This is a genomic window from Novipirellula artificiosorum, from assembly GCF_007860135.1.
In the GTDB taxonomy this organism is placed as follows: domain Bacteria; phylum Planctomycetota; class Planctomycetia; order Pirellulales; family Pirellulaceae; genus Novipirellula_A; species Novipirellula_A artificiosorum.
The window spans coordinates 12,776-37,254 of record NZ_SJPV01000003.1 but is presented as its reverse complement, the minus strand read 5'-3'; the positions used below and the strand labels follow the sequence as shown (position 1 = coordinate 37,254).

Annotated in this window: 19 protein-coding genes; 3 read left to right on the top strand and 16 right to left on the bottom strand. The window is 56.8% G+C overall.

The annotated features are described in order from the left end of the window. Positions 1 to 237: 237 nt before the first annotated feature. The 12 genes from Poly41_RS09560 to Poly41_RS09505 all read right to left on the bottom strand — a co-directional run bounded on the left by Poly41_RS09560 (position 238) and on the right by Poly41_RS09505 (position 14,893). Entirely contained in the window at positions 238 to 702 is a 465-nt protein-coding gene (locus tag Poly41_RS09560; protein WP_146525876.1) for a hypothetical protein, read from the bottom strand. 424 nt (positions 703 to 1,126) lie between these two features. Then, positions 1,127 to 2,626 (bottom strand): hypothetical protein, encoded by a 1,500-nt coding sequence (locus tag Poly41_RS09555; RefSeq protein ID WP_146525874.1) that lies wholly within the window; start codon positions 2,624 to 2,626, stop codon positions 1,127 to 1,129. Between the two features lie 71 nt (positions 2,627 to 2,697). Further along, entirely contained in the window at positions 2,698 to 3,294 is a 597-nt protein-coding gene (locus Poly41_RS09550; protein WP_231615555.1) for a hypothetical protein, read from the bottom strand. Between the two features lie 114 nt (positions 3,295 to 3,408). After that, positions 3,409 to 4,236 (bottom strand): DUF4339 domain-containing protein, encoded by an 828-nt coding sequence (locus tag Poly41_RS09545; protein WP_146525872.1) that lies wholly within the window; start codon positions 4,234 to 4,236, stop codon positions 3,409 to 3,411. A 99-nt stretch (positions 4,237 to 4,335) separates the two neighbouring features. Continuing rightward, positions 4,336 to 6,597, bottom strand: a complete 2,262-nt coding sequence (locus Poly41_RS34805; RefSeq protein ID WP_231615554.1) for a hypothetical protein — start codon at positions 6,595 to 6,597, stop codon at positions 4,336 to 4,338. Beyond that, entirely contained in the window at positions 6,594 to 7,319 is a 726-nt protein-coding gene (locus Poly41_RS09535) for a sigma-70 family RNA polymerase sigma factor (protein ID WP_231615553.1), read from the bottom strand. The genes Poly41_RS34805 and Poly41_RS09535 overlap by 4 nt, the downstream gene beginning before the upstream one ends. Positions 7,320 to 7,336: 17 nt before the next feature. Continuing rightward, positions 7,337 to 8,611: a DUF1501 domain-containing protein gene (locus Poly41_RS09530; RefSeq protein WP_231615552.1), complete on the bottom strand. Its 1,275-nt coding sequence runs from the start codon at positions 8,609 to 8,611 to the stop codon at positions 7,337 to 7,339. 48 nt (positions 8,612 to 8,659) lie between these two features. Beyond that, positions 8,660 to 10,321 carry a DUF1549 domain-containing protein gene (locus Poly41_RS09525; RefSeq protein WP_146526497.1) on the bottom strand — a complete coding sequence of 554 codons (1,662 nt, stop codon included), beginning with the start codon at positions 10,319 to 10,321 and terminating at the stop codon, positions 8,660 to 8,662. Positions 10,322 to 10,615: 294 nt separating this feature from the next. After that, the gene (locus Poly41_RS09520) at positions 10,616 to 11,197 is read right to left on the bottom strand and encodes a histidine phosphatase family protein (RefSeq protein ID WP_146525870.1); all 582 of its coding nucleotides are present in this window, start codon (positions 11,195 to 11,197) and stop codon (positions 10,616 to 10,618) included. Next, positions 11,197 to 11,907 carry a ribulose-phosphate 3-epimerase gene (gene rpe / locus Poly41_RS09515; RefSeq protein WP_146525868.1) on the bottom strand — a complete coding sequence of 237 codons (711 nt, stop codon included), beginning with the start codon at positions 11,905 to 11,907 and terminating at the stop codon, positions 11,197 to 11,199. Before rpe ends, Poly41_RS09520 begins: the two co-directional genes overlap by 1 nt. 370 nt (positions 11,908 to 12,277) lie before the next feature. Next, a complete protein-coding gene (locus Poly41_RS09510; RefSeq protein ID WP_146525866.1) occupies positions 12,278 to 13,267 on the bottom strand; it encodes an NAD-dependent epimerase/dehydratase family protein in 990 nt (329 codons plus the stop codon). A 651-nt stretch (positions 13,268 to 13,918) separates the two neighbouring features. Next, positions 13,919 to 14,893, bottom strand: coding sequence for an NHL repeat-containing protein (locus Poly41_RS09505; protein WP_146525864.1), 975 nt, complete (start codon positions 14,891 to 14,893; stop codon positions 13,919 to 13,921). Positions 14,894 to 14,959: 66 nt separating this feature from the next. Between Poly41_RS09505 and Poly41_RS09500 the strand changes: the two genes are divergently transcribed. Genes Poly41_RS09500 through Poly41_RS09490 form a run of 3 tightly spaced genes read left to right on the top strand, consistent with a single transcriptional unit; the run spans position 14,960 to position 17,621 of the window. Continuing rightward, complete coding sequence (locus tag Poly41_RS09500; protein ID WP_146525862.1) at positions 14,960 to 16,099, top strand: arsenate reductase/protein-tyrosine-phosphatase family protein; 1,140 nt, start codon at positions 14,960 to 14,962, stop codon at positions 16,097 to 16,099. Between the two features lie 17 nt (positions 16,100 to 16,116). Further along, positions 16,117 to 16,608 carry a ribose 5-phosphate isomerase B gene (gene rpiB, locus Poly41_RS09495; RefSeq protein WP_197231188.1) on the top strand — a complete coding sequence of 164 codons (492 nt, stop codon included), beginning with the start codon at positions 16,117 to 16,119 and terminating at the stop codon, positions 16,606 to 16,608. Then, entirely contained in the window at positions 16,605 to 17,621 is a 1,017-nt protein-coding gene (locus Poly41_RS09490; protein ID WP_146525858.1) for a DNA polymerase III subunit, read from the top strand. Before rpiB ends, Poly41_RS09490 begins: the two co-directional genes overlap by 4 nt. Here the strand turns inward: Poly41_RS09490 and Poly41_RS09485 are convergent. From Poly41_RS09485 to Poly41_RS09470, 4 genes are all read right to left on the bottom strand, one after another. Next, positions 17,618 to 19,261 (bottom strand): prenyltransferase/squalene oxidase repeat-containing protein, encoded by a 1,644-nt coding sequence (locus Poly41_RS09485; protein WP_146525856.1) that lies wholly within the window; start codon positions 19,259 to 19,261, stop codon positions 17,618 to 17,620. The two genes, Poly41_RS09490 and Poly41_RS09485, sit on opposite strands and share 4 nt — an antisense overlap. A 78-nt stretch (positions 19,262 to 19,339) precedes the next feature. After that, positions 19,340 to 20,761, bottom strand: a complete 1,422-nt coding sequence (locus tag Poly41_RS09480; RefSeq protein WP_146525854.1) for an aldehyde dehydrogenase family protein — start codon at positions 20,759 to 20,761, stop codon at positions 19,340 to 19,342. A 232-nt stretch (positions 20,762 to 20,993) separates the two neighbouring features. Further along, positions 20,994 to 22,106, bottom strand: a complete 1,113-nt coding sequence (locus tag Poly41_RS09475) for a phenylacetate--CoA ligase family protein (RefSeq protein WP_231615551.1) — start codon at positions 22,104 to 22,106, stop codon at positions 20,994 to 20,996. A gap of 543 nt (positions 22,107 to 22,649) precedes the next feature. After that, positions 22,650 to 23,915: a peptidase associated/transthyretin-like domain-containing protein gene (locus tag Poly41_RS09470; protein ID WP_146525850.1), complete on the bottom strand. Its 1,266-nt coding sequence runs from the start codon at positions 23,913 to 23,915 to the stop codon at positions 22,650 to 22,652. Between the last annotated feature and the right edge of the window lie 564 nt (positions 23,916 to 24,479).

Genomic DNA, 24,479 nt, shown 5'->3' with positions numbered 1-24,479 from the left:
TGGGCAAGTCATTCGATGCTCGAGTGCCGAGGCCAAGTTCGATGACCCACAGATTCTGCGGAAGAGCCAATTTCCCGAAGAACCGAAAACATATTGCGGCGCAGACGGCAACCTCATCAGGCAACCTGCTGGTCTCTCGAAAACGTCTGATAGTCAAGCAGGGAAACGCCAGGAAGGCGTTTTTGATACGAGCTCATGAGTCATCCGGGCGATCGGTCACGAGCGATCGCCTCGACTCTAATAAGAATAATGTAGAGGGACCGAAATCGAGGGCGACACTTCGGTTTCCGAAACCCAACGATTGGATTGAACGTTGCGAGGCGTTCGAGAAATGGCCAGAGGTAACCCCGGGCCACGAGGCGCCGTAGCACTCTGCTGCCGGGGCGACCGTTCGCGGTCAACGACGTAGAACTCCATCCAGTGCCCCTTCACAACCGTCGTCAAGCGAATCGCGTGACCCGGCATCCGTTCGCTTTCCAAACGAGTCGCCAAACAGTCACGACAGGTAGCGAGCGCCAATTGGACCCCGTAATAACAGGACGAACGGGCCTCCACGATGGTCAGCGGATCTTCCCAACCCACAACAAGGTCCCGGAACCGACCTTGGGTTGCTTTTCCAACGGCCGCTTCTAATTGATTGAGCCAGCGGTTTCGCTGACTCCAATCATCACAACATTGAAAGGGAATTTGGTCCGAAAGCATCAATTCCGTCCTTGATCATCGAATTCTTACCCGAGACGACGCGCGTCTGCTATCCGAATCAATCATCTCAAAAAGATGCAAGCAGACAAGCTCTCCCCCCAATCGGGTTCAATCGCAGAAAAGGGAATAAACCGATGGGACGTCCGCAAGCGTCCTACTTCTTACGATGGCGAATCTTCGCACGCATTCGTCGTTTTTTTCGCCCGATTTTTCGCCGACCTTTGCCAGTTCGCTTCGTACCCACCTAGTTCGTTCTCCAAATAGAATTTTTTTCAGCCGGCCGCTGACCACAAGGGCTGCAACGTGAGGCTATGACGAATTTGAAAGTAATTTTGCTGTAATTTCCCCTGGAATGTAGCAGACGAAGTGAAACTCACCAAGCCCTTCACAAAAGCGGGGAACCCTTCCCAACAGGTCGCGACACTTAAAAAAAGCTGGGGTCGTTGTCGTGGCTGTAGACCGCCAATACCGTTTCAAACGTTTCGGCCTTGATTTTGAATTCGGGCTGCGAATCAGTATATCGGTTGCAGTGATCAACGAGCACTCGGTACAGAAAACGGAACAAATGTCGAGGGACCCGCAGCGACTGGAATGCCGACAACAAACGCTGATAGCTGACGTCCTCCTCAAACAAATCCTTCGGCTCCGGCGATCGGCCTTCCGACGCACAGGCCATCATTCGAGCCCGCGCCAAGTCGTAAAGTGCCTCGCCCGTCCACTGGAACGCCGGAATCACATTCTGTTTGTCCAAACGAGCTCGTTCGTGGAATTCCCGCGTTTCACGCTCGATTTCACGATGCAACTCCTGCGGAAGCATCATTTTGAATCCCATCCCAGGATGCTTCAACAGTTTGTTATCGAGCAGTGGCCAAACAAATTTCTGCATTCGCTCGGGCTTGCCACCGGTCATATGTGGCTCGTCGACCCGATCCATCAACACGATGATGCCCGCATAGCCGAGCCGACGCAGAATCCCTTGGAACTTGTTCAATAACTCGTAGCGGTCATCCGTTCGGTCATATCGCGGCAACGGTTGGCTCGCCAACTCCGACGGCGGGATTTCCTGCAGCGTCCGTCGCATCGAGCTGGTTTCACGCTTTCCCACTCGCATATGCTTGTGAATCCCGATCGCCGCGAATTGACACTTGACCAGACGAAGCAAATAGGGTGCCCATCCGATCAACAGCAGAATCGGCAACAGCCACAACAGCGCCAAACTGCGAGTCTCGCCTTCCGCCACAGGCCGCGAAAAAATCCAGCCGACGAACAGCACACTCAGCACCGACCAACCGATCGCCGCGAAGAGCGGTACCTTGGTGACCCAATTGTTGAAGTGCAATTGTTTTCGTAATGAGTCCCATCGCGACGAAAAGGTCGAATCGGTCGATTGGTCGTAGCAGGCCGCCAGCAGCAACAGATCACGCGCGGCGGTTCGATCGAGGAATCGCACCGATGCGTCCTCGAGCCGATCCTTCTTGCCCTTCGAATCCGTTTGCAAAATCCGATCGACCAAGTCGGTGACGCCGATACAAAGAATCGAATCCACGTGATCCCACAACCGCCAGGCATCCAGAACTTTCTCGGGCTTCTTGCTAATCCGGCGTGGCAATCGCTCGCTAAAATGGTCCAAGAAGGGGTTGAAATCGTCGTAGTGGATCACATAGACGCGGTCATCGACGTGATCGCGGTTGTATTGAGTCAAATGGCGATCAATCTGCAACCGCATGGCGGTTTTACCCGACCCTTTGGGCCCAAAAATGATTGATGTCGACGGCTCGCTCGGGTCTCCGTAGACCTTGTCCCAAATCGGATGGTAAGCGTTGCGGATACAATGCTCTTTAAATACCGGATCGGTCTGAGCGTCTTCCTCGGCAAAGGGGTTGCGAAGGATTCCATGGTGTTCGAGAAAGCTTTGGATATTCATGCGTTTGCTTCAAAGGGAGCGAACCCTTTCTTCATCCCGCGCTGACAAAGAAATTGAACAGGCTTGCAAAACTACTTGTGGATACTCTTGATCATCGCGATGAAGGCATCACGATTTTGCTTGATCGTTTCCGCTGGGCCAACCATTTTGACAAAGTACTTTTTTCCGTCGGGATGGACGACAATGGCTCCGAGCATCGCATGGTTTGTTCGCTCAACCACCTTGCCACCCGAGAACGGCCCACCCCCCATGCGTTCTTGAAACTGGCCGCTCAATTCCGCCACATGCACCTGCCACTTGCCGAGATTCATTGCCTCGACCTTTTGGTCTTCGGCAGCGCCGCCGGAAAATTGCCCCTTCCAACGCTCGAGATTGGCGTCGACATCCCCACCCGCTGCCATAAAGGTCAGCCGAGCCGTTAAGGATTCGTCCGAATCGGCAACGTCGCGGTTTGGCTTGACCGCAAACTCGTGCTCGATGATGCGTGATTTGGCAGGCGTGGACTTAAACTCCGCTGGAACGATGATTTCGGCTTCGCCAAAAACGCTTACCTTGGTCGGCTTTGCGGCGGAAGCATCCTCAGCAAAGGCCGCAGCTGCGAAGAGGAGACAGCCGCCGAGTGCGACGGAAAAAGCGAGCAACCAGGATTTGATCGAGCGAATGGCCATATTGGGACTCCAGAACCAGAAAAGATGCTTCACAAACGTACTTTAGTGCATTGCTTGCGCAACGGGTATCGGGCTCGAGATGAGCTGGCATGGGGGCCGTGAAAAAATCGAGCGTTAGCGGCTCATGACCCAGACGAGCAATCCGACCAGTGTGACGGCGAGGATCGACAACACGGTAATCCCGCAGACTCGGCGAAAGGACCGTGTTCGCCGCCGAGATCCAACCTTTGCATCCCCGCTCAGTGTTGCAGCAGCAGCCTCGCCCGAAGAAACCGGCTCCTCCCAGCTTTCGTTGACGCTTGCCTCCACCCGATCACTCGGCCGCGTCTTGACGGGGTTCCCCAACGAGGATCTCTTTCCGGGGGACGCTGCGGCTCCGGGGGGCGCTGCGGCTCCGGGGGGCGCTGCGGCTCCGGGGGGCGCTGCGGCTCCGGGGGGCACTGCGGCTGCCGTGGGCAATCGCGATCCCGCTGGCGACCGACCATTCCCTTGAGGCAAAACCTCGGCGGCCTCGCGCCACTGCGCCCAACCGTCTCGCCAAACCAACGAGGTGGCTGCGACGCGTCCCTCGCCAATCCACTGCTGAAAGACCTCTTCGCTGGCGGGTCCATACTGCCCACCGCTCGGTGGACGGACATACCAAGTCGACGTTCCATCAAAAACCGCAGCCGTCATTTCCGCTGCGTCCCGACTCCCTCGCTTCGCTTCTTGATCCTCGGCGGCCGGCTGTGAAAGCCCTTGCCCGGCGTTGTCGTACGGTGGGTCGACCTGCGACGGGTCCTCGACGGGCGATGGGTCCTCGACGGGCAATGACTTGGCACTGTCTTGGGCAGGAATGCGAAAACGCGACGAACAGGCTGGGCAAACTCCACGTTTCCCCGCCAATTCTTGCTTAATATTCAGTTTCTTGTCACAGACGTGACAGGCGAACCGAATGCCCATAGATTACCAAGCCTCTGTCCAAACCAACTCCAATGCACGCCCCACGCTGTGGGCACCGGCCCTTGATCATAACGAATTTGGAAACGAGCGTCAGACAGGTTACGGATGAATCATCCACCACACGCGATGTAAGATCAACGGCTCGTTGAGCTCGGCTTGTTGCATTTCGTCAACCGTATCGGCGACCTTCTCGGGGACCTCTTCCCAGGACGCCAGATAAGCGAGGTGTCGAACTTTCTCGTCGATCGAATCCACCGAATCGAGCCAAGCCACTGGCGGCTCTTCGGCCGTCGTCGGAAACAGTTCAACGGCTAGAGGCCGCGTCGGACGCCCGAGCGGCGACGAATCACGCCGCTGAGGATTGTCAGCGATGGCTTGGGCCAACAAGTCAGACTGTTGCCCCACCGAGTCCAAACTCACTCCGGTCGAACGCCTTGCAAACGCCACTTTCTTCGAAAGGGGCAACGAAGCGTGTAGCGACGAAGCCGCCGCGAACGCATCGATCAAGTTGTTCGCGGCGTCGATCTCTCGTTGTCGTGCCGTCGCAACGAGCTCACGCTGAAGCACCTGCGGCACCGTCAACCCGGCCGACGGCGACGTGACGATGAGCGACAAGGTTCGCCCGATATCGAAGTCCGAGGCGATCAAGTCCTCAACCAACTGCCGCTGCAAAACCAACAGCTCGTCGGTTTGCGGCGCCGTGGACAGGTCAGCAACCGACCCAAACAGGGCTCGACCATGCACCATCCGCCAGATGGAATTCACCGTGCCTCGGGCAAGTGCAGGGGAATCGACCAACTGCAATCCCCATTGACGGACATTGGTCGCGGCAGCGACTTGTGCAGGTTCCGCTTGCGGGCCGTCTAGCCATGCTGCGGGAACACCCACCGATGCTATCCGTCGCCGTCGATCGAAGGAATCGTAAAAGACCGGCTTGTCCGACACCGGCTCCGCCGACACCGACTGAATCGATCGACCTTTCCCTCGCGTGATACTACGATCGATGAGTCCCGAGAAGGACCAATAATCGTCCTGCTTTCCCTGGCGTTCAAGCAAAGAATCATGGCACCGAATACAACGCGTGTCGACATTCATGGTCACCGACGCTAAACGGCGAGCCATGTCGTGATTCCCGCCCCGACCATTGGCACGGTACCATGCCAACGAACGATCGCTCTGACCGCCAACCCAATCGGCCATCAACGCGTCAAACGAACCGGCAGAACCAAAACATCGCGACAAGCCATCGATCAATCGAAGTTGTTCCGGCGGGCTCAGTTTATCAAATCCACCTTCGGTCACCACGGTCAAGTATCGCCGCGACACCTCGCGGGCCGTGATCGGATTGGCCAAAAAAGACTCAAAGGCTTTCGCAGACCCAAGTGCCAATTCGGGAACATCCATTGCCAACACCTCCGACAATCGCTGCGACGTTTCACGCAGACTCGCCGGAGCTGTCGGCTCGACACCCACCGACGCCCAGTAACGCCGCAAATCCGTATCGACTCGCGAGGAGACCAACATGATCGGCGAAGCTGCTCGTTGCGAGCCAACCGATCGAGACCGATCGACGCTTTGTCGTGAATCGTCGCGTACCCGATCTGGCGAGGGTTCGCTGATGCCGTGAAGTCGTTCGAGATCGGGTTGGGCATTCCCCTCATGAACGAGGCCCTCTTGAACAAGCGGCATGCCACCGGCAGGCTCGGGGGTCATCTCCGTCGCCGCTCCCTCCGCAACCGCATCCACCACGGCCAACGCTTGCTCGGCCAGATCGCTCGACTGGGCCAGATCGCTCGACTGGGCCAGATCGCTCGACTGGGCCAGATCGCTCGACTGGGCCAGATCGCTCGACTGGGCCAGATCGCTCGACTGGGCCAGATCGCTTGGCTCGGCCAGATCGCTTGCCACCTGCACACCCGCTGCGCTGGACGAGTGATCGGCCAGCGTTCCTGTTCCATCCCCCCCTTCAACCACTAGCGGGGGGGCGAAGCCTTCCTCACGAAGCTCCTCATCACCGCGAAACAGAACCGCAATCCGATTGAGGTTGCCTGGAAGGTCACGGGCTAGCCAGATCAACGCCATGACCGATGCGGCAACCGCGGCTGCCCCGGCGAGACCGACGACCAAAGTTCGCCAATCACTTCGACGTCGTCGTCGCCCCTTGACCGCCACATGAGCACCACCGAGGGGGTTCGCGTCCGAAAGTGGCGGTTGAGACGCAACGGGGTCGCGCTGAGATGGCGACTCGTGATGCCACCGGGTCAAGATCTGGCGAGACAAATCGGGGGGGACTTTGCCATGGATTTCCGAGAGAAACGCCTCGAGCGCTTGTTCGTCGATAGGGTTTTTGTCTGGTTTCATGGTACGTCTTTCTCGTCTTGCAATCTTTGCTCGACACACTCGCGAAGCTGCTGCTTCGCCCGCTGCATCAGATTTCGTGCCCCGTGATCTGTAATTTCCAGCGCATTGGCAATCTCAATCCGGCTCGACTCATTTTGATAACGCATTCGTAGTGCCAATTGTGCTCGCTCGGTCAACAATTCCAAGCAAAATCGAAGCGAATCGACCGCGACGTCACCGTTGAGGTCTTTGCCAGCCCAGCGGTCCCAAACATAATCCGCGTCAGACAAGTCGGGAACCGAGTGCATTCGGCCCAGCTTTCGATGCCGGGAAACCAGCAAATTATGGGCAGTCCGGCGCAAATAGCCCGACGTGGCCGCATCGTTGTGCTCAATAAAATTATCGCGGCGGAGCACCCTGAGGAATGTCTCTTGAGTCAAATCATCCGCCGTCGATGCGTCGCACCCAAGCATACGCAGGTATCGCCAAACCCCTCGCTGGTGGCGGCGAATCAACTCCTCGGCCGTGTGTTCTGCGTCATTTCGACGCAGCAGAGCGGCATTCGGTTCCGTCGCCTCTGCGGCAGCTTGATCGGAGGGAGCACGACCAGCGCCGGCCCCACCTTCTCGATCCGCTGCCCCCCCCAAACCAGAACCGGGAACCCTCACCGGCTGGGCTACCAAGTCGCGATCCGATCCATGCGATTTCGACACAAACAACCCACTGGCTTCATGGCTGGGCAAGAAGGTGAGGAAACCTGCTAGCCGACCAATTCCCGAATGATCTTCCCACCGCCGGCAATTTTCATCGGCCGGCCGTTCTTACTGGTGAACGTCGTTTCGGTCGAAATCCCAAGCCCCTTGATCACGGTGGTCATCAAGTCCTCACTACTGAACGGCTCGGTTTCGACTGCCGACCCGTCACGGCTCGTTTCACCGACCGCCAAACCGCCCTTGATGTCTGCTCCGCCGACAACGCAAGACCAAGCGCGAGCAAAATGATCGCGTCCCGCTTGGGCGTTGATGTTGGGGGTCCGACCAAACTCCCCCATCCAGATTACCACAGTATCCTGCAACAAACCACGTTGGTCCAGATCTTCGATCAATGCGCTCATCGCTTTGTCCAAAATCGGCAGCTTGTTATCTCTCAGCGTTGCGTGGATTCCGGCGTGGTTGTCCCACCCACCGAGGTCGACCTCGATGAACGGCACTCCCGCTTCCACCAATCGGCGGGCCAACAAGCACCCCTGTCCGAATCCGCCGGTTCCATAGCGTTCCTTGACCTCGTCCGGCTCCTCATCCACCTTGAATGCCTTCATCTGGTCACTGGTCATCAAATCAAACGTTTTCCGCAGCACTTTGGCATGCTCCGCCGCCGGCAAATCCCGCGTCCTGCTGGTAAACCCCTGTTCGATCAGGTTCAGCGCGGCCATCCGTTGCAGCAAACGAGAATCGTCCAGGTTCATCTCCAAGTTCCGAATCCGCCCGTTGCTGGTGACCGAAAAGGGCGCCCAAGCCATCCCCAAGAAGCCTGGGCCCGTGCTAGCGCCACCGATCGAAACGAATGGCGGGATCTGAAGCTCGGGTCTCTGGCTGGTCAATTCGTGCGAGATCACCGCCCCGTAGCTGGGGTGCTCAATGTTAGGGTTGGGGACGAAGCCGGTGTGCATGTAATAGCGACCGCGGTTATGGTCGGCCTCACGAGTCGACATGCTGCGAACAACCGACATGTGCTTCATCTGCTGGGCCATCAAAGGCAAGTGTTCACAGATCTGCATCCCGCCGGTCGTCGAGATCGGCTGAAACGGCCCCCCCGTCGGAGCCCCTGGCTTCAAATCCCATAAATCGATCGTTGCGGGTCCGCCCCCCATCCACAGCATGATCGCCGAACGACGCTTCTTTTTGAGTTCCTCCGCGTGGGCGTAAATCGATGATCCCATCGACAACGACGCCGCATAGGCCGCCGAGGAACCAGCCAAGTGACTCATGAAATGACGACGCGTCATGCCCGAGGGAGTTTGCCAGAAACGGTTCATGTTGGTTTTACCTTTGTGTCAGCTGAGACAAGCACGGTTGCATTTGGGTCAATGCTGCATGATGAATTCATTGCTATTGAGGAGCGCCCACCAGATGTCTTGAAGCATCTCTTTTTCATTGTTGCTGCGAGCGCTGTACAACTTCGTGGCGACATTCACTTCGCTTCGCGTCGGCCGCCGAGCCACCGCGACCCTAAACAACGACGTCAACCGATCTCGCGGCGAACGCCCTGTCTTGGACAACCGATCCAAAAAACTGCCCGTCTTGATGCTTGTCGCGTTGTTTGTCAGATCACCGTTGAACAACATCAAGGCTTGAGGAATCGAACCGTTAAACGTTGTCGCCTCGTCCCCCTCATCGGTGCCAAATGCAACGACAAATTGCTTCATCCATTCTCGTCGTTGCTGCTGCTGCTCTTCATAGCTGCCCACCGCCCCCGCACCCGTGGCGGTCACCAACGATTGATACAACTGCTCCGCACTCATTTGTCGTAAGTAGAACCTCGAGAACTTTGGCATCTCCCCCATCGATGGATCATCAATCTCGTTCGCTTCACTGAGCACCGCCGACAATTGGTAGGGCCGACTGAGAGTGATCCACGTGATCAATTGCTTCAAATCGTAACTATGTTTGCGCAGCTCGAGGCCGAGATCCTCCAACAGGTCCGGATGGGACGCAGGGTTGTGCGGGCCAAGGTCATCGATCGGTTTGGTGAACCCCAACCCCAAAAAATGGGCCCACATGCGATTGACGATCATCTTATCCAAGAACTCGCTTTGCATCATCAAATGCCCCAGCTCCGTCCGGCGGTTGCTGTCGCTCAAGTAACCACTCTTGCCAATCTCCGTGCCATCAGTAAACACAGGATAAGCCACTCGCGTCAGCCCGTTGCGTAGCTCATAAAACACCAACGCATCGGCCGGATCATCAGCCTCGCCCGCAAAATCCTCGTTGACCAATTCGGCGTGGTCGATGTCGCGAGTCCCATCGACAAACCGCCGTAGCGATCGGGTCTGCCGAAAGAACGAATTGAACTCCCAAAACTTCTGCTGTTTCCATTGGTTGAAGGGGTGGTTGTGACATTGAGTGCATTGGACTTGTTGACCTAAGAAAATCCGCGACGTACTGCTCGTCGCCAATACCGCTTTCTCATCATTCACCTTGTCGGCCAAAAAATTAACCGCTCCGTTGAAGTTGCTTGTTCCCGGCTCGGTGGCTCCCTCCGCCGTCACCAACTCAAAAACCATTTGGTTGTAGGGCTTGTTGATCGCAAACGAATCCCGCAAGTACTTTTGCATGCCATCACGACTGGTCAGCGATCGACGATCCGTACCGCCGCTGCGACCGATCAGAATGTTGGTCCAGATCGTTCCCCAATGACCCGCGTATTCTTCGGTATAGCGGTCCTCATAGAGCAACCTCTCCACTAACTTGCCACGCTTCTGCGCGCCACGCGTGTCCAGGAACGCTTCCATTTCATCGAGCGTCGGGATGCGGCCAAGGATGTCCAAATAGACGCGTCGACACCAAAGCGCATCATCCACCTCTGCGGCAGGACGAATCTCGTAGTCGCGCCATCCCTGCTCGATCGCATCGTTGATCCTCGCCACCTGCTCGGGAACCGCGTCGACTGCGAGCACCCCCTGCGCCCCCTCCAAAACGATGAAGGAGCTGCATACGAGCAGGTAAATGCGCAGCGCGAGGCTCATAAGCATGGATCTCGACAAAATTCCGAGGGCGATTCAGACAAGTCGCAGTGGGCGAAGCAGACAATGCTGCTAGAAATAGAACGCGAGGGTGCGACAATTTGTACCCAGCAACCTACGCTCCATTCTATTTGTCTCGGCCACACCACACACACTGGAATTCCAGCGGAAGGACCAGCGAACCCAAAAAAACGATGAAAAGGTAGCAATCAAGCCGATTCGGTGGACCGGGCATCAACCGAATGCCTGAGTGGATCTGCCGTCAAGTGCCAGAGAGCCCGGTGCCAGCGTTCTTCGCTACCACAACTCCGACTCGACCAGGTCCCATTTCCCGGTATCGGTTTCCGACTCCCACAAGCTGCACATAGGTTCACGCTGCAGTGCACTTTGAATGATCGACGCAATCGGTTCGGGGGCGACAATGGCCACCACCTCATCGCGGCTTTTCTTGGCAACCTTTCGGACCGATTTGAGCACCCGAAGTCGAGCATCCCGAATCGACTCGCCTCCTGGAGGACACAGATCGTCAGGCGATTCTTGACCGGTCCGGTAAACGCGTGGCTGGTTCTTGCGCATCTCTTCGATCAGCTTTCCATGCCACAATCCGTGGTCGATGTTCTTAAACGCATCGATCACCTTGATTCGCACATCGCGCCCCTTTGCCAACCGCTCGGCCGTTTCGCGAGCCGATTCGCAGGGAGCGACGAAGATGGTTTTCAGTCGAAAATCGGCTAACTCGGCCGCCATGATGTCAACTTGCACACGACCTCGATCGCTCATCGGCATGTCCAACGAACCCTTGATTCGCTGTTCATCATCAAAAGGGGTCGCACCGGGACGAATCACCAGCACACGCGACATCACAGGCATGCGTAACATCACTTGACCCTCGCTTGTGGAGTTGCATCCGCCGACCGAACGGCTTGATCGAGTTCACCCAATGCAGCGGAATAATCGTCTCGACCGATAAGCGCCGAACCCACGACGAACAAATCGCAACCGGCCTGTCGCGCCGGACCAATCGTTTCGGCATTGATGCCACCGTCGATCTGCAGCAACAGTCCAGGATGGTTGTCGCGCAGCAACGTCAATTTGTCTAACGACACCGAATCAAATGGCTGGCCACCGAAACCCGCTTTCACACTCATCACCAAAACCATGTCAACAAAGGACAAACAGCCATCCAGATCCGACAACGGCGTCTCAGGGTCAAGTGCCACACCGACACCCACCCCCAATTTCCGAAATTCCTTTGCGGTGTACGTCGCATCCTCGACCGCCTCGACGTGGAACGTCAACAGATCCGCCCCCGCGTCAACCATCGCTGGCGCATAGCGCAGGGGGTCGCTAATCATCAAGTGAACGTCCAGAGGCAACTCGGTGTGCCGGCGCAACCCCGCAACGATCGGCATGCCGAAGGTTAAATTGGGGACGAAATGACCATCCATCACATCGACGTGGAGAGCCCGAGCACCCGCGCTGGTCAATCGCGCCAGCTCGGATTTCATATCGCCAAAATCGCACGACAACACGCTCGGCAAAATCGCCGGTGTCATTTTTCTGATCAGATCGAGCTTCGCTCGGGTCATCCCTTGTTCTCACATCGAGTCAAACATACCGATCGCCGCACGCTGTTGTGGCGATCCCCGTGTGCATCCATCCGCGAACGCAACCGTCATGTTGAATTGATCCCAACAGGTTGATCGCCTCCACCACGTTCTGTCAATTCGCAATTCTTGCCCCCCACCACCCGTTCGGCGGGCTATGTCCCGAACGGCGCGTGAAACTCTCGCAATTCTTCAACCGAGAAACTCGATAAAGGGAAACAAAGCACCATAGAAAGTTTCACAAAACCGCTGCCTCTATCGCTTGGACGCCCCCCCAAATGACGATCCCGTGGCAATCCGAGACCAGACCCGAGAAAATGCTAGCAACGGGGGTTGAGCCGTCGCGGCACCATCATTTGGGCATGTGATGCTTTCGAATCCAGTCGGCAGCATCATCCAACGTGATACTTAGATCGCGGACGGTGTATCCAAGTTCCGCGATCGCGCGGTTACTGCTGTGAAAATGGAACATGCTACTCATCCGGACGCCCGCGCTGTTCAGGTCCCTTTCGACCTGACTCCATCGAGTCCACAAGTCACCCGCTTTTCCTGCAACCCAAAGCGCCGCTGGCCCCGTCCGTATGACCGGACCGCGTCGTCCCATCCGCTCGGCCATTTGTTTCCAAAGTTCGAAATAGGTGACGTTATGACCGCCGAGAATGAACGCGCGTCCGTTGTCGCCACCTCGTTCGATTGCCGCAATCGTTCCCGCCGCGACATCACGAACATCACAAGCACAACAACCGCCTCGCGGTGCAAAGGGTCGCCAAACGCGGCTCACCTCAACGATCATCCGCCCGCTACTTGGTTTCCAATCCCATGGCCCAAGCATGAACCCAGGGTGCACAATCGCCGCCCGCAAGCCGCGCTGAACCCCTTTAGCCACTTCGTCGACACCGGCACGTTTGCTGACGACGTAGCTACAGGGCACCTGCTGAGTTGCTCGAGTGATGGGGGTTGTTTCGTCGGACGGCTGGTCCCGCGAACCAATCGCAACCGCATCAACCGTTCCGACATGAACCATCTTTCTGTCATGCGCTAAACAGGCCTCGACGATCTTTCGCGTACCGTCGCGATTGACGCGCATCGATTCATCCATCCGAGTCCATCCGAGATGGATGATGCCTGCAGCATGGATCACGGCATCGGCCACGGAAACCGCTCGCTCGATCCCATCGGCATCAAACAAGTCACCGTTGATTCGCTCTGTAGCGAGGCCATCGAAGACGCCCTTGTCGACCTTGCTGCGCACGATCGTGAGGGTGTGATGCCCCGCCTGTTCAAGTTGGCGCAGAATCGCGTTGCCGAGTAAACCGGTACCGCCAGTAACAAAGACACGCATAACAAAAGGCTCATCCGACGGAAGCGCGCGGAACCCAGGCTCGAGGTTTTTTGGAGGTATGGCTCCGGTGTCCAATGATCTCTTAGAAAAGAGTGCCCGACGGACGGTCGTCCGCCTGGAACCGGTAGCACCCTTGGCGCACCGTCGACCGGGATATCCCTTGTCAAGTTGCACCTCTGCAGAGCTCGACTCCGTTTCTCCCGGCAACTGCACTATAACAAGTGAAAATAGCTCCTGCCAGCAATGATGGGACACCGGAGAGATGCCTCGAAAACCTCCTGCGCACGCTTCCGCCGGATGAGCCAATCGGGCTCATCCGACGGAAGCGCGCGGAACCCAGACTCGAGGTTTTTTGGAGGTATGGCTCCGGTGTCCAATGATGTCTTAGAAAAGAGTCCCCGACGGACGGTCGTCCGCCGGGAACCGGTAGCACCCTTGGCGCACCATCGACCGGGATATCCCTTGTCAAGTTGCACCTCTGCAGAGCTCCACTCCGTTTCTCCCGGAAACTGCACGATAACCAGTGAAAATAGCTCCTGCCAGCAATGATGGGACACCGGAGAGATGCCTCGAAAACCTCCTGCGCACGCTTCCGCCGGATGAGCCTGAAATCGCACCGGAAACGTCGGCGGTCGCCACCCCAGCGCAGGTCTAACCAAACATCATCAATCGCTGCACACGATGGTTGTTGCTGTCGAGCACATGGATGCGGTCACGCGAATCGACGACGACTGCCCATGGATCGTAAAGCTGGCCGGGTTGAAAACCGGGTCCTCCCCAAAAAGCGATCCATTTGCCGTCGGCACTGAGTCGCTGGAGCCGCTGGTTGCCGTATTCGCAAACGATGATTGTTCCGTCAGCCGCAAAGGCCAAGTCGTACGGATAGTGGAACTCACCACGCCCGCTCCCTTCACGGCCAATCACGTCAATCAATTCGGGGGTCTGCTTGGAAATGTCAAACCGCTGAATTCGGTGGTTGCCGGCGTCGGCCACCCAGATGATATCACCCTGAATCGCCAAGCTTTGCGGGCGGACAAATTGTTCCGGCTCGCTTCCAGAGCTCCCCCATTGCGCCAAAAAGGCTCCGTCGGGGTCAAACTTTTGGATCCGGTCGGAGTCGCCGTATTCACCGATGTAAAAGCAGCCACGAGCGTCACAAACCACATCGGTCACAAATGCGAACTGGCCCGCTGCGAATCCAGGCGTTCCACCAATTTGTTCGCCTTCGTGCAAAGCACCATCAAGCGAATAGCTCAGCATTCGGTAGTAATGCGTGTCGGCAACGAGCAAACGGTCCGGCCGACCGTCGGCGGCTCGACGAATCGTCATCCCCGTGGGCCGCCCGTTTTCGGTCTGTGGCGTCTTCCAATTCCTCAAGAAGTTTCCGTCGCCATCAAACACTTGGATCCGGCCGGTGGTATCGACAATAAACAAATGATCGTCCGCGTCGATTGCCATGGCGCGCGGCTTGATAAATCGCCCATCGCTGAATCCGTATCGCCCCCAAACCGACTCGGGCTCGGAACGATTCCGAGCCGCAAGGCATCCGGAAAGAAGCGTGGTTGACAACGCCACGGACCCGCCGATCCATTGCCGCCGCGACAGCGGGGTGTACAAAATTGTCATTTTGGCCGACTTGTGAAACGCTTCAAAAAAACCGTACAATTGGGGGATCTGGGAGCAACTGAATTCATGCTGAAAACCTTAGACCTTCAAACGGCCGACGATTCACGAGATATCGTGCATCGTACCGTGCAAGCGTTGGTTGAAGGCCAAGTCGTCGGCGTTCCCACGGAGACGACTTATGCATTGGCAGCGAATGCCTTGTCCGAGTCTGCGGTGTCTCGATTATACGAGATCACGAGCGCAAGTGAGAAGCTCTGCACGATGGAGGTTTCGATTCGCAGTCGTGAAGCGGCTGGTGATTTCATCAGCTCGGGTTCCAGCACCGCACGGCGGTTGATCTACCGTTGTTGGCCGGGGCCGATGACGCTCTGTGTGAAGGATGAGCCGTCGTGTTCCGCATTGTCCCAGCTACCACCGTCCGTACGCAGCTTGGTTGTCGGTGAGAACCAAAGCGTTGGGTATCGCGTCGTGGACCATGATATTTTGGACCATATTCATCGTTATTTGTCCGCTCCGCTGGTTTTGGCGACCTGTGGGGGGGCAACCGGCGACGACATCGCTTCGGATGCCGATTTTTTGGCCCAGCACTTCCGCGAATCGATGCCACTGCTGCTCGATGACGGCCCAACTCGCTATGGTGGTGTCACGACGGTTGTCCACGTCGACGGCAACCGATGGAAATTGTTACGAGAAGGCGTGATCGAGCGTGCAGCCATGAACCAATTCGTTAAGCCGGTGATCGCGTTGGTTTGCACGGGAAACACGTGCCGCAGCCCAATGGCCGAAACTTTGCTAAGAGAGCAGTTGCGGAAACACACGGGATGCGAAGACGCTGTCCGTGTTCTATCGGCTGGCGTGGCGGCAGGATGCGGAGCGGGTGCCAGCCCCCAAGCGGTTGCCGTGATGGGCAAACGAGGGCTTGACTTGACCGGACACAGCAGCCGACCGCTTGACGAGTCCGTCATGCATGTCGCGGATTTGGTGTTGACGATGACGCGAGGCCATCGCGCGGCGATCCTTGCGGCTTGGCCCGACATGCACGACCGCGTGTTCACGCTCCGTCGCGACGGAGGTGACATCGCCGATCCGGTCGGGATGGCGGTGGAGGTCTATCAAGCTTGTGCGGACCAGATCGATTGCGAACTCGAAAAATGGATGGATTCGCTTGAGGATGACTTTTTTCCTCGCAACGAATCGAACCGGTAAGGATAAAGGGTGACATAATGCTGAAAGTTTGCATCGCAAGTGACCACCGAGGTGTGCATATCAAAGGTCGGCTCGTCCAAGCGTTAGCGGCGGCGGGTTACGACGTGACCGACGAGGGAACCAATAGCGAAGGCGCGGTGGATTACCCCGACTACGCTAAGCGAGTTGCCAAGAAGGTCAGCAGCGGCGAAGCGGACCGTGGAATTTTGATCTGCGGCACCGGCATCGGCATGGCCATCACCGCCAACAAATTCGCGGGCGTGCGAGCGGCGTCGTGTTATGGCGAAGTGATGGTCGAGATGAGTCGTCGACACAACGACGTCAACGTACTTTGTCTGCCGGGAGATATGATTGGGGATCGTCCGATCGACGACTTGGTTTTGCTTTGGATGCGAACCGATTTTGACGGCGGCCGACATGGAAATCGTGTCAGTAAGATTTGCGAAATTGAGAAGGCGAACTTAATTTCCGACGAAACGACGCAGCGAACCGGGTCGCAGCACGGATGATGTGGTCGACGTTGATTGGGCATGCGCAAATCGAACGCTGGTTTGCCACTGCAATCGCAAAGGGACGCCTCGGCGGTAGCTTTCTGTTTGTCGGACAACCCGGCATTGGAAAACGGACTGCCGCCAACCTGCTCGCTCAAACCTTGCTGTGTGAAACGAAGGATCCCGCGCAGATGTCGCCCTGTGGACACTGCCAAGCCTGTGTCCAAAACGTCGCGGGCTCGCATCCGGATGTGACGCGTGTCGGAAAACCCAGCGACAAAACCATGATCCCGCTCGAGTTGTTGATCGGACCGCCGGACGCTCGAATGCAGGCAGGTTTTTGTCGCGAGGTGCGAATGAAGCCGATGCAGGGATCACGGCGAATCGGCATCATCGAGGACGCGGACTTTCTAAACGAAGAAGGCGCCAATTGCCTGTTAAAGACGCTCGAAGAACCGCCGGCCAATGCCGTAATCCTGCTGATCGGGACCAGCGAGCAACGGCAATTGCCGACGATACGCTCGCGTTGCCAAGTGATTCGTTTCCAGCCGTTGAATTCCACCGATTCGGCTAAACTGCTTCGCAACGTGCATGGCGTGGAGGCATCCGATGACCAAATCAGCGAAGCGGTCGAGGTGGCCGGTGGCGATATGCATGTCGCTTTGCGTTTGCTTCGCGGCGAAGCGGATCAACTTCGCGATGCGCTGCGTTCGCAATTCGAAGCTCCCCATCCGGATCCCGTCCGGATCGGACGAATCCTCAATACGCATGTTGAACAAGCGGGAAAGGATGCTGCGGCACGACGCGCTGCGATGCGTGACATGTTCTCCTTTGCGGTCCAGTTTTTCCGCCGGCAAGTACGCCAGGTTGCCGGCGATCGCGTCACGGTGTCGCGTGCCCTGAAGCGTCTCGATCGATCCGTTCGCGCACTTCGCGAAGTCGACCGAAGCGCTAACCAAGCGACGCTGATCGAATGCTACGCTGCCGACATCGCTTCAGCGACCACCGCTGACCGCGGCGAGATTGGCTAGCGGAGCGGGAAATCTTCGATCTCGCCGTACAACGGCATGTAACGATAGTAGACTTCTAGGATCATTGCCGCCATTGCGGTCGAGTAGACGCGACCGCCAACATCGCCGTACTTGTCCTCAAAATGCCAGCTACCTCGTTCGTGCCCGCTGACGGCCTGCATCCGGACCAAATGATCACGCAACCGCGTCTGCCATGGGTCCCAAAGGTGGTGCCGAGCATGGTGCAGTGCCAGCGTCCCGTAGTAGTTGTGGTAGAGATTGTTCACCGTCGGTCCACGTTTCGCGAGTTTGTTCAAAGCCTCTTCCATCGCCGGTTCGTAGGGTGAATGGCCGAGATACAACATCAGCGTCAAACCAATGGCAGTCGTGGTGGGCTCGGGAGTCGGCTTGCGATAGCCAAACTCCATTTTGCCAGGCGGTGCCATCGAAAGGGCAAAACGGTGAGCGGCCGGTAAGGTCTCGTAGGGAAGTTGGATCTTATTACGGCGAGCCGCAACAAGTGACAAGACTTGCCAAGTCGTGATCGTTGTGTCACCCGGTTGCCCAGGAGCATACCCCCACGACCCACGCGGATGTTGTGCGCGTGTCGTGAACAAACTGCCCAGCGTGGTGATTTCTCTTAAGTCCGAATCCCCTTGTTCGCGTCCTTCGCGGCACGACATCGACAGCGCCTCGGCGACGGCCAAAAGTGCAATTCCGTGACCGTACATGCTGCCTTGTTGCCAATCCAATCCCGCCTCGGACTGTGCCCCGGCCGACCGCAGATAGTAGAGGCCATCGCGGACCACCGTGTCATACTTGCCTTCGTCTTGCGTGTAACCCGCGCCGAGAAACGCCAGCAGTGCCAGACCGGTCGCTCCGGTGGCGGGGGCCGGAGTGTCGCCCACTTCTCGGCTATTGCGACACCGCCCGCCGCATGGATCGAGTTCCAAATTGAACGACCACGATCCGTCTCGGCGTTGGTGGTTGGCCAGCCATGCAAGCGCCATTTCAACGGCCGCTTCACTTTCAGCCGTCGCGCCATACCTTTGCCCTAACCGCTCGCGGCCCTCGGGCGTGCGCCCCCCGAGTCCACCACCGGTTGGCAACTGCAGCGATGCCGACCGACTGGAATTCGCTGTGGATTGAATCGATCGAAGGCCTTCCGCATCCGGCGCCGACTCAGCCTCGGACAGGTGCTCAAGAGGCGAACGGACCGTCGTTGGCTTGTCCGCCGCAATCACCACATTCTCAGGCCGCTCGGCAAGCGACAAGGCCACGGAAACGTCGGTGGCCAGCTCGGCCGGTCGCTGTTGCAAGACGACCATCGGCTCTGCCGGAGCTCGCGTGGCATGAATCCTCAACGAACGGGACGAGGCAACCCGCAACGTCAACAGGGCCAACATGATCAACAGCCCCGTATGAACAATCGTGCTGAACAAAAATGCCATCAGCGTCGAGTCACGATCTCGTGAGGATCGGACCGGTTTTTCAGGTCGAGGCGATGATTCCGATGGCAACGATTCGGTGACGCTCGCCTCCGAGCGGCGGCGCCGCGACGATTCGGAAGCGTCGGATCCAGAACCATCCGCCACCGCGATCCATGGCGACACAGCGGTTTTTGAATCAGTCGTGCCGGTCATCTCGGTTTCGCTGGCCATCGTGAAAGGATCTTCCCTCTCGAATATAGCTCGCGACTACCGGGACCATCCCACGAATCTTTCGCCCATTTGGGTGCCCTAGAATTCGGCAATCTGGTAGGCGCGAGAACGGAACAAGAAATCGATCAAATTTCCCTCGTGGGGCTGTAACCAGTTGAGGCGGTTGGTGGGGATGGGACCAACATTCAGCCGATCAATTTCCGTGCAACTGCCTGCCGCGTCGATCCAGGGTTGATCACGCGTCAGAACGGTTCCCACCAACGTCGGTCCAATCCGCCGCAACATCTCGGATTGAGGACAGGCGACCACGGAAACGAATGGGAACATGTATTCTTTGGAGGCAACTTGGCGATCTGGCGAATCCGCATGAACCACCATCGGACGTAGATACGCACAGTGATCTCGCTCGATGAGCTTTTCGCCAAACTCGGCGGTCAGATCGGTGACTCCGGATTCGGCCAAGTCTTGTTGCACCATGGCGTACGTTCCGGTCGCCATGGCGGGAACGGTGAACGCAGCCAATTGAGCCTCGGGATCGCTCGGAGGACGAACATCGACGGGCCCGATGCGTCGAGCGATTGCCTCACCGATTTCCTTCGTGTGCCGGCTCGCCCAAATTCCTGAGCAATTGATGCAGCTCCGGCCCGAGTTGCTAAGCACGCTCTCGACCATCAGGTCCAGATAGTTTTCCCAATCATCGACAACATCATCACCGAGCAGGATTTTTGAAAATCCAGGACCATGCGCTTGGACGTTGGGGTTGCCCGCATGCTGCGCGACCGTTTGCGCACTACCGAAAATCATGCTGCGCGACGTTTTTGCCATGATTGCACCGCCGACATCATGATCTCCGGGGTACAATGAAAACGCTTCGGCGGGAATGCCTGCTTCGATAAAAGCGGAAACCATCCGGTAGGGCGTCCACGGTTCTTGCGAACCCGGCTTGAGGACCAAGCCGATCTGCAGCGGCACCGCTGGAAGCCAGAGCGTATGCACACCCGGCGAATTGTTGGGCAACACCGCCCCCAGGACTGGCGTTTGTGCTTGGTAGCTAACGATCACGCCTCGCCCTTCTTCGCCGTAGCCTTTCGAAAAGATCGAAAGCTCCAATCCTCGCGTCAAACAATCGAGAATCTGATCAATATTGCTTAAAACAAAGCTGTTTTTGGCCATGTTGGACCGGCACATGTGCTCGGGCAACCCAGTGCTGGCAGACTGCTGATGTACAAAGTCGTCGACCCCCTGGACCGAGTCGCCGACTTTCAAATCGCCTTTCTCGAACAGCTCGGCCGCATGTTTACAGCGACGAATCAGCTCGCTGGGGGAAAGCTGTAGCAACGCTTGCCGAGCTTTTTCGGCGTGCCGGATGTCTCGACCAACAATGCCGCCGCCAACCGTACCGATTCGTGCAATGGGTTGACCGGTATCAAAGTGGACGACGTCTTTGAAGTCCAACGATTCGTAGGGCTTGCCCCAACGCAATGGGCTAAGTGTGATCATGAGGTTCGAACGCTTGAAGTGAGGAAACGAGGAAAGGACCATATTTTGGAACGATTGGGAAACCAAGTGTACAAGGTTTGAGAAGCCGGAAACGTACTGTCCAGCGGTCTGTCACACCTTCATTTGAGGGTTGCCGCGAATTGGTAGAGCGGACTTCCAGTCCGTTTTTTTAAGACCGGCAGGACGGACTGGAAGTCCGTCCTACCCCGCTTCTTAGCTGAGACAAACCACACTAATAAACCCCAACCGTCGTGGCACTGGCGAGTTCATGGAACGGCCGCACGCCGCTGACCCCATCCCAAGGGTACAGATCAAACGGTGCTTCTCGTTCGCCCTCATCCCGCTCCATGAATCCTGGGACAAAGAACTCGTCGGTCAACGTGTACAACTTGACTCGACCGGTTTCTCCGTAAGCAACGACCGAATTGTAGTCATCAAACTGAACGACTTCGGTTGCCGCACGAGGCTGCGGTGCATAGTAGGAGATTTTGTAACCGTCCTCCGCACGGATCGGTTTGCTGCATGCGAGCCCCATCAACGTGTTGCCATAAGTTGGTGTCATGTAGACCCCACTCTCCTCGGGCGATCCTCCAAACAACTCCTCGACACAGAAACGTGTCCACTGGGGTGTGAACTCCGTCCCGCCCGAGAAGATTCCGGTGATGCCAACTTCCGCAATACTGGTGCCACGCTCTTCGAGCGCCTCACCAAGTGATTCGAGCAACTTTGGTGTCGCGAAGACACATTTAACGTCATGGCCGGCTGTCAGAATCGTGACCGCCTGTTCAATGCAATGCTTCTTGTATTCCTCCAAGTGCTCCATCCATCCCTTCTTGATCAACTTGACCACCCAGCGAGGGTCCAAATCGATGCAGAAACAAATGCCGTCCCGATGCTGAGCCAAATGCTCCACCGCCAACCGCAATCGCCTGGGACCACTCGGCCCCAACATCAACCAATTCGAACCCTTTGGAAAGTAAGCTTCTGGGAGCGTCTCACTGAAAAGCTCGTAATCCTTCCAGTGATCTTCGATCACCATTCGGCTCTTTGGAATTCCCGTCGTCCCACCCGTTTCAAAAACATAGACGGGCTTGCCCGCGTGGCCCTTGGGGACCCAGCGCCGAATCGGACCGCCTCGCAACCATTCGTCCTCAAACAGGGGAAACTTTTTCAAATCCGCGAAGGATTTGACCTCCGTGAGCGGATCAAAATTCAATTCTTGCTTTTTCTCTAGCCAAAACGGGCTTCCGGTATCATCGCTGAAGTGCCAATGCACTGTACGCAAGGTGTGTTCGTTCAAAACGTCGAGTGCCTCAGCGGCCTGCTTTGCTACAAGTTCGTCCATTGGGGTATCCATGAGGGGCGTTGGAATCGAGTCGGGGCGGTGCGAACGGCCAAGCAACGGTGAGGAGGAATCCAGCTTCGGAAGATCCATCAGGCTCGACCATCAACCTGACCAGCATAGTATCATCATTCGTAAAGAGCGAAATCGGGTAATGGCTGGTTGATCGAATTCGATCGGACAACGCATGCGGATAACCGTTGCCGTTGGGACTAGCGGCCCCCAGGGTGCGCCGCTGCGCGTCGACCCTGGGCTCTGGAATTTATTTACCGAACGTCCCTTTCAACAAAAAACAGACTACGCACGTTGGAGTCGTAGGCTTTAGCCGATTCAGCAAGGATCCAGCACGCAATCGGCTAAAGCCTACCACTCCAACGAATCATCCGGGCTAAGCTTTTGGAAAAAGCACAGCGTCCGCTCACGACTCCACTCGCCGTTGATTCGGACACAACGAAAAAAGCCACCGCATATATCGGTGGCTTTCTCTTCTTTTTTATCGTTCCGCGGGCATCAAATGCCGCGGATTACCGTGTCGGACACGTTGCTCTAAGGCGAAGCAGGTGTTGCAGGGGTCGGGGGAATGATGATCGTAGGATTGTCATCATTATTCGTCGTTGCAGCGATGATTCCTCCGATTGCGGCCAAACCAATCAAGCCACCCATGTCTCCACCACCGAAACCGCCACCGCCACCACCGTAGCCGCCGCCACCGCCGTAGCCGCCGCCGCCGCCACCGTACGCGCCACCAGCCAGCGGATCACCGAAACCACCTGCGTAAGGATCGATACCAACGACACCTTCTTGGCATCCGCAGCCGTCCATGATCACTTCGCCGCCGCAGCAACCGTCGGCGACCACCGGGGCCTGCTCGATAACCACCTCTTCAACGCACTGGACCACTTCTGGCATCGGAGCGACTTGCATTTCGAAGCAAGTGCAGCAGTTTTTGCGGCGATGCTTGAACAAGCCAATCAGCTGCTTTCCGTTTTCGGAGGAAGGATTCGATTCGGCATCTGTCAAATCCGCTTCGCTGACCAATTCAAAACCAGCCAAGCCAACGCCACCGGAACCAATGGCCATCAGGGCATACTCGCCAGCAGGGATACTGGAAACCCGGAAATTTCCTTCTTGGTCGGTCACGGTGCGAGCGATCATCTCACCGTCCTTGACGATAAAGATGTTCGTCAAATTCGCTCCAGCCAAGTCGTTGTCTTGAGTACCGGCCAAGTGGATCACACCCTTCAACCCACCTTCGCTTTGCAAGACGCGGAAATGCTGATCGCTACAAACTCGCTTTGCGATTTCGCCATACTGAGCGTCGGGAAGTCGTGATACTGACTCACTCGCGGTTGGGGGCAAGTAGCGAATCATCGCGGTCTTGACCATGGTGTAATCCACGTTCGCAGCCGCGATTTCAACTTCGCTTGGAAATTCCGATGCGCCATCCGATGCCGCGTTGATGACGTGCATGGCACAACAAGCGAACACGTTCTCGGCTTTCGCGGTCAAAGAGTAAACGCCAGGCAAGACGTTTTCGATTCGAAATTCACCCAACTCATTCGTTTGGCCGTGAATCGCTTTTCCATCGCCGCTAAGCAATGCGATCTTCGCATTCGCGATCGCTTTCGCCTCGCCGTTGACCGAGGGAAGAATCACTCGACCTACCAGCGTATCCGCATCGCTTGGGCAGACCCATTGGCTGAGGGTCAAGGGAGTGAGCGTTCCCGCGGGTTGCACAGTATTCGAATCTGCCGCGCGAGCTGAAGAGAAGGAAACTGCGAAAAGCATGAATCCTGCTACTAAAAGTCTCATTGTTGTAACCTTGTTGTGTAATAAATTCTGTTCGAGACGTGTCTTACCAGTTGGCCGGTGACCTACAAACCGTCGTCCCCAGGCCAGGAAGTGAAAGTTCGGACATTTCAACTCAGGGGACTTGGGTAAGTTTGCAATTGCAATATTAAGTGACGACGATCCAAAACTCAAGCGTCTAAACCATAAATTTGGTGTGATCGTCATCTTAAGAGGGCATTAGGCATGTCTGCCCCCCACGGGACAGGGTCCGCCGCAAGTCGCCAAGGACCGTTTTTCCCGGTTTTTCACATGAAATTCCCGAGTCAAACCCATCGGTTTCAGAACGCAGCTTATGCCACGGTTGTACTCTGTTTTCCTGACAGTTTCCCCTTGTTTGCTGACAGTTTCCGCTGGATTCCCCTCCGTGGAGCTCCGTTTCGGGAAGTTCCGATCAGGCCGTTGCCAATTTTGACCCGAATTGTTAGCCTTTTCCGTTCCGAATCTCGGAGAGGTCCTCGGATTCCGGCGATACGCTGTGAAGACGGGATTGCGCTTCTCCCTCCCTGGTTGCCTTTCACTCTTTCC

Bases quoted from the DNA above. Each gene is read 5' to 3' on its own strand.
- Poly41_RS09470 (WP_146525850.1), bottom strand. From the start codon at position 23,915: ATGAGACTTTTAGTAGCAGGATTCATGCTTTTCGCAGTTTCCTTCTCT.
- Poly41_RS09485 (WP_146525856.1), bottom strand. From the start codon at position 19,261: ATGGCCAGCGAAACCGAGATGACCGGCACGACTGATTCAAAAACCGCT.
- rpiB (WP_197231188.1), top strand. From the start codon at position 16,117: ATGCTGAAAGTTTGCATCGCAAGTGACCACCGAGGTGTGCATATCAAA.
- Poly41_RS09545 (WP_146525872.1), bottom strand. From the start codon at position 4,236: ATGGGCATTCGGTTCGCCTGTCACGTCTGTGACAAGAAACTGAATATT.
- Poly41_RS09475 (WP_231615551.1), bottom strand. From the start codon at position 22,106: ATGGACGAACTTGTAGCAAAGCAGGCCGCTGAGGCACTCGACGTTTTG.
- Poly41_RS09500 (WP_146525862.1), top strand. From the start codon at position 14,960: ATGCTGAAAACCTTAGACCTTCAAACGGCCGACGATTCACGAGATATC.
- Poly41_RS34805 (WP_231615554.1), bottom strand. From the start codon at position 6,597: ATGAAACCAGACAAAAACCCTATCGACGAACAAGCGCTCGAGGCGTTT.
- Poly41_RS09505 (WP_146525864.1), bottom strand. From the start codon at position 14,893: ATGACAATTTTGTACACCCCGCTGTCGCGGCGGCAATGGATCGGCGGG.
- Poly41_RS09490 (WP_146525858.1), top strand. From the start codon at position 16,605: ATGATGTGGTCGACGTTGATTGGGCATGCGCAAATCGAACGCTGGTTT.
- Poly41_RS09510 (WP_146525866.1), bottom strand. From the start codon at position 13,267: ATGCGTGTCTTTGTTACTGGCGGTACCGGTTTACTCGGCAACGCGATT.
- Poly41_RS09480 (WP_146525854.1), bottom strand. From the start codon at position 20,761: ATGATCACACTTAGCCCATTGCGTTGGGGCAAGCCCTACGAATCGTTG.
- Poly41_RS09550 (WP_231615555.1), bottom strand. From the start codon at position 3,294: ATGGCCATTCGCTCGATCAAATCCTGGTTGCTCGCTTTTTCCGTCGCA.
- Poly41_RS09560 (WP_146525876.1), bottom strand. From the start codon at position 702: ATGCTTTCGGACCAAATTCCCTTTCAATGTTGTGATGATTGGAGTCAG.
- Poly41_RS09555 (WP_146525874.1), bottom strand. From the start codon at position 2,626: ATGAATATCCAAAGCTTTCTCGAACACCATGGAATCCTTCGCAACCCC.
- Poly41_RS09525 (WP_146526497.1), bottom strand. From the start codon at position 10,321: ATGAGCCTCGCGCTGCGCATTTACCTGCTCGTATGCAGCTCCTTCATC.
- Poly41_RS09530 (WP_231615552.1), bottom strand. From the start codon at position 8,611: ATGAACCGTTTCTGGCAAACTCCCTCGGGCATGACGCGTCGTCATTTC.
- rpe (WP_146525868.1), bottom strand. From the start codon at position 11,907: ATGACCCGAGCGAAGCTCGATCTGATCAGAAAAATGACACCGGCGATT.
- Poly41_RS09520 (WP_146525870.1), bottom strand. From the start codon at position 11,197: ATGTTACGCATGCCTGTGATGTCGCGTGTGCTGGTGATTCGTCCCGGT.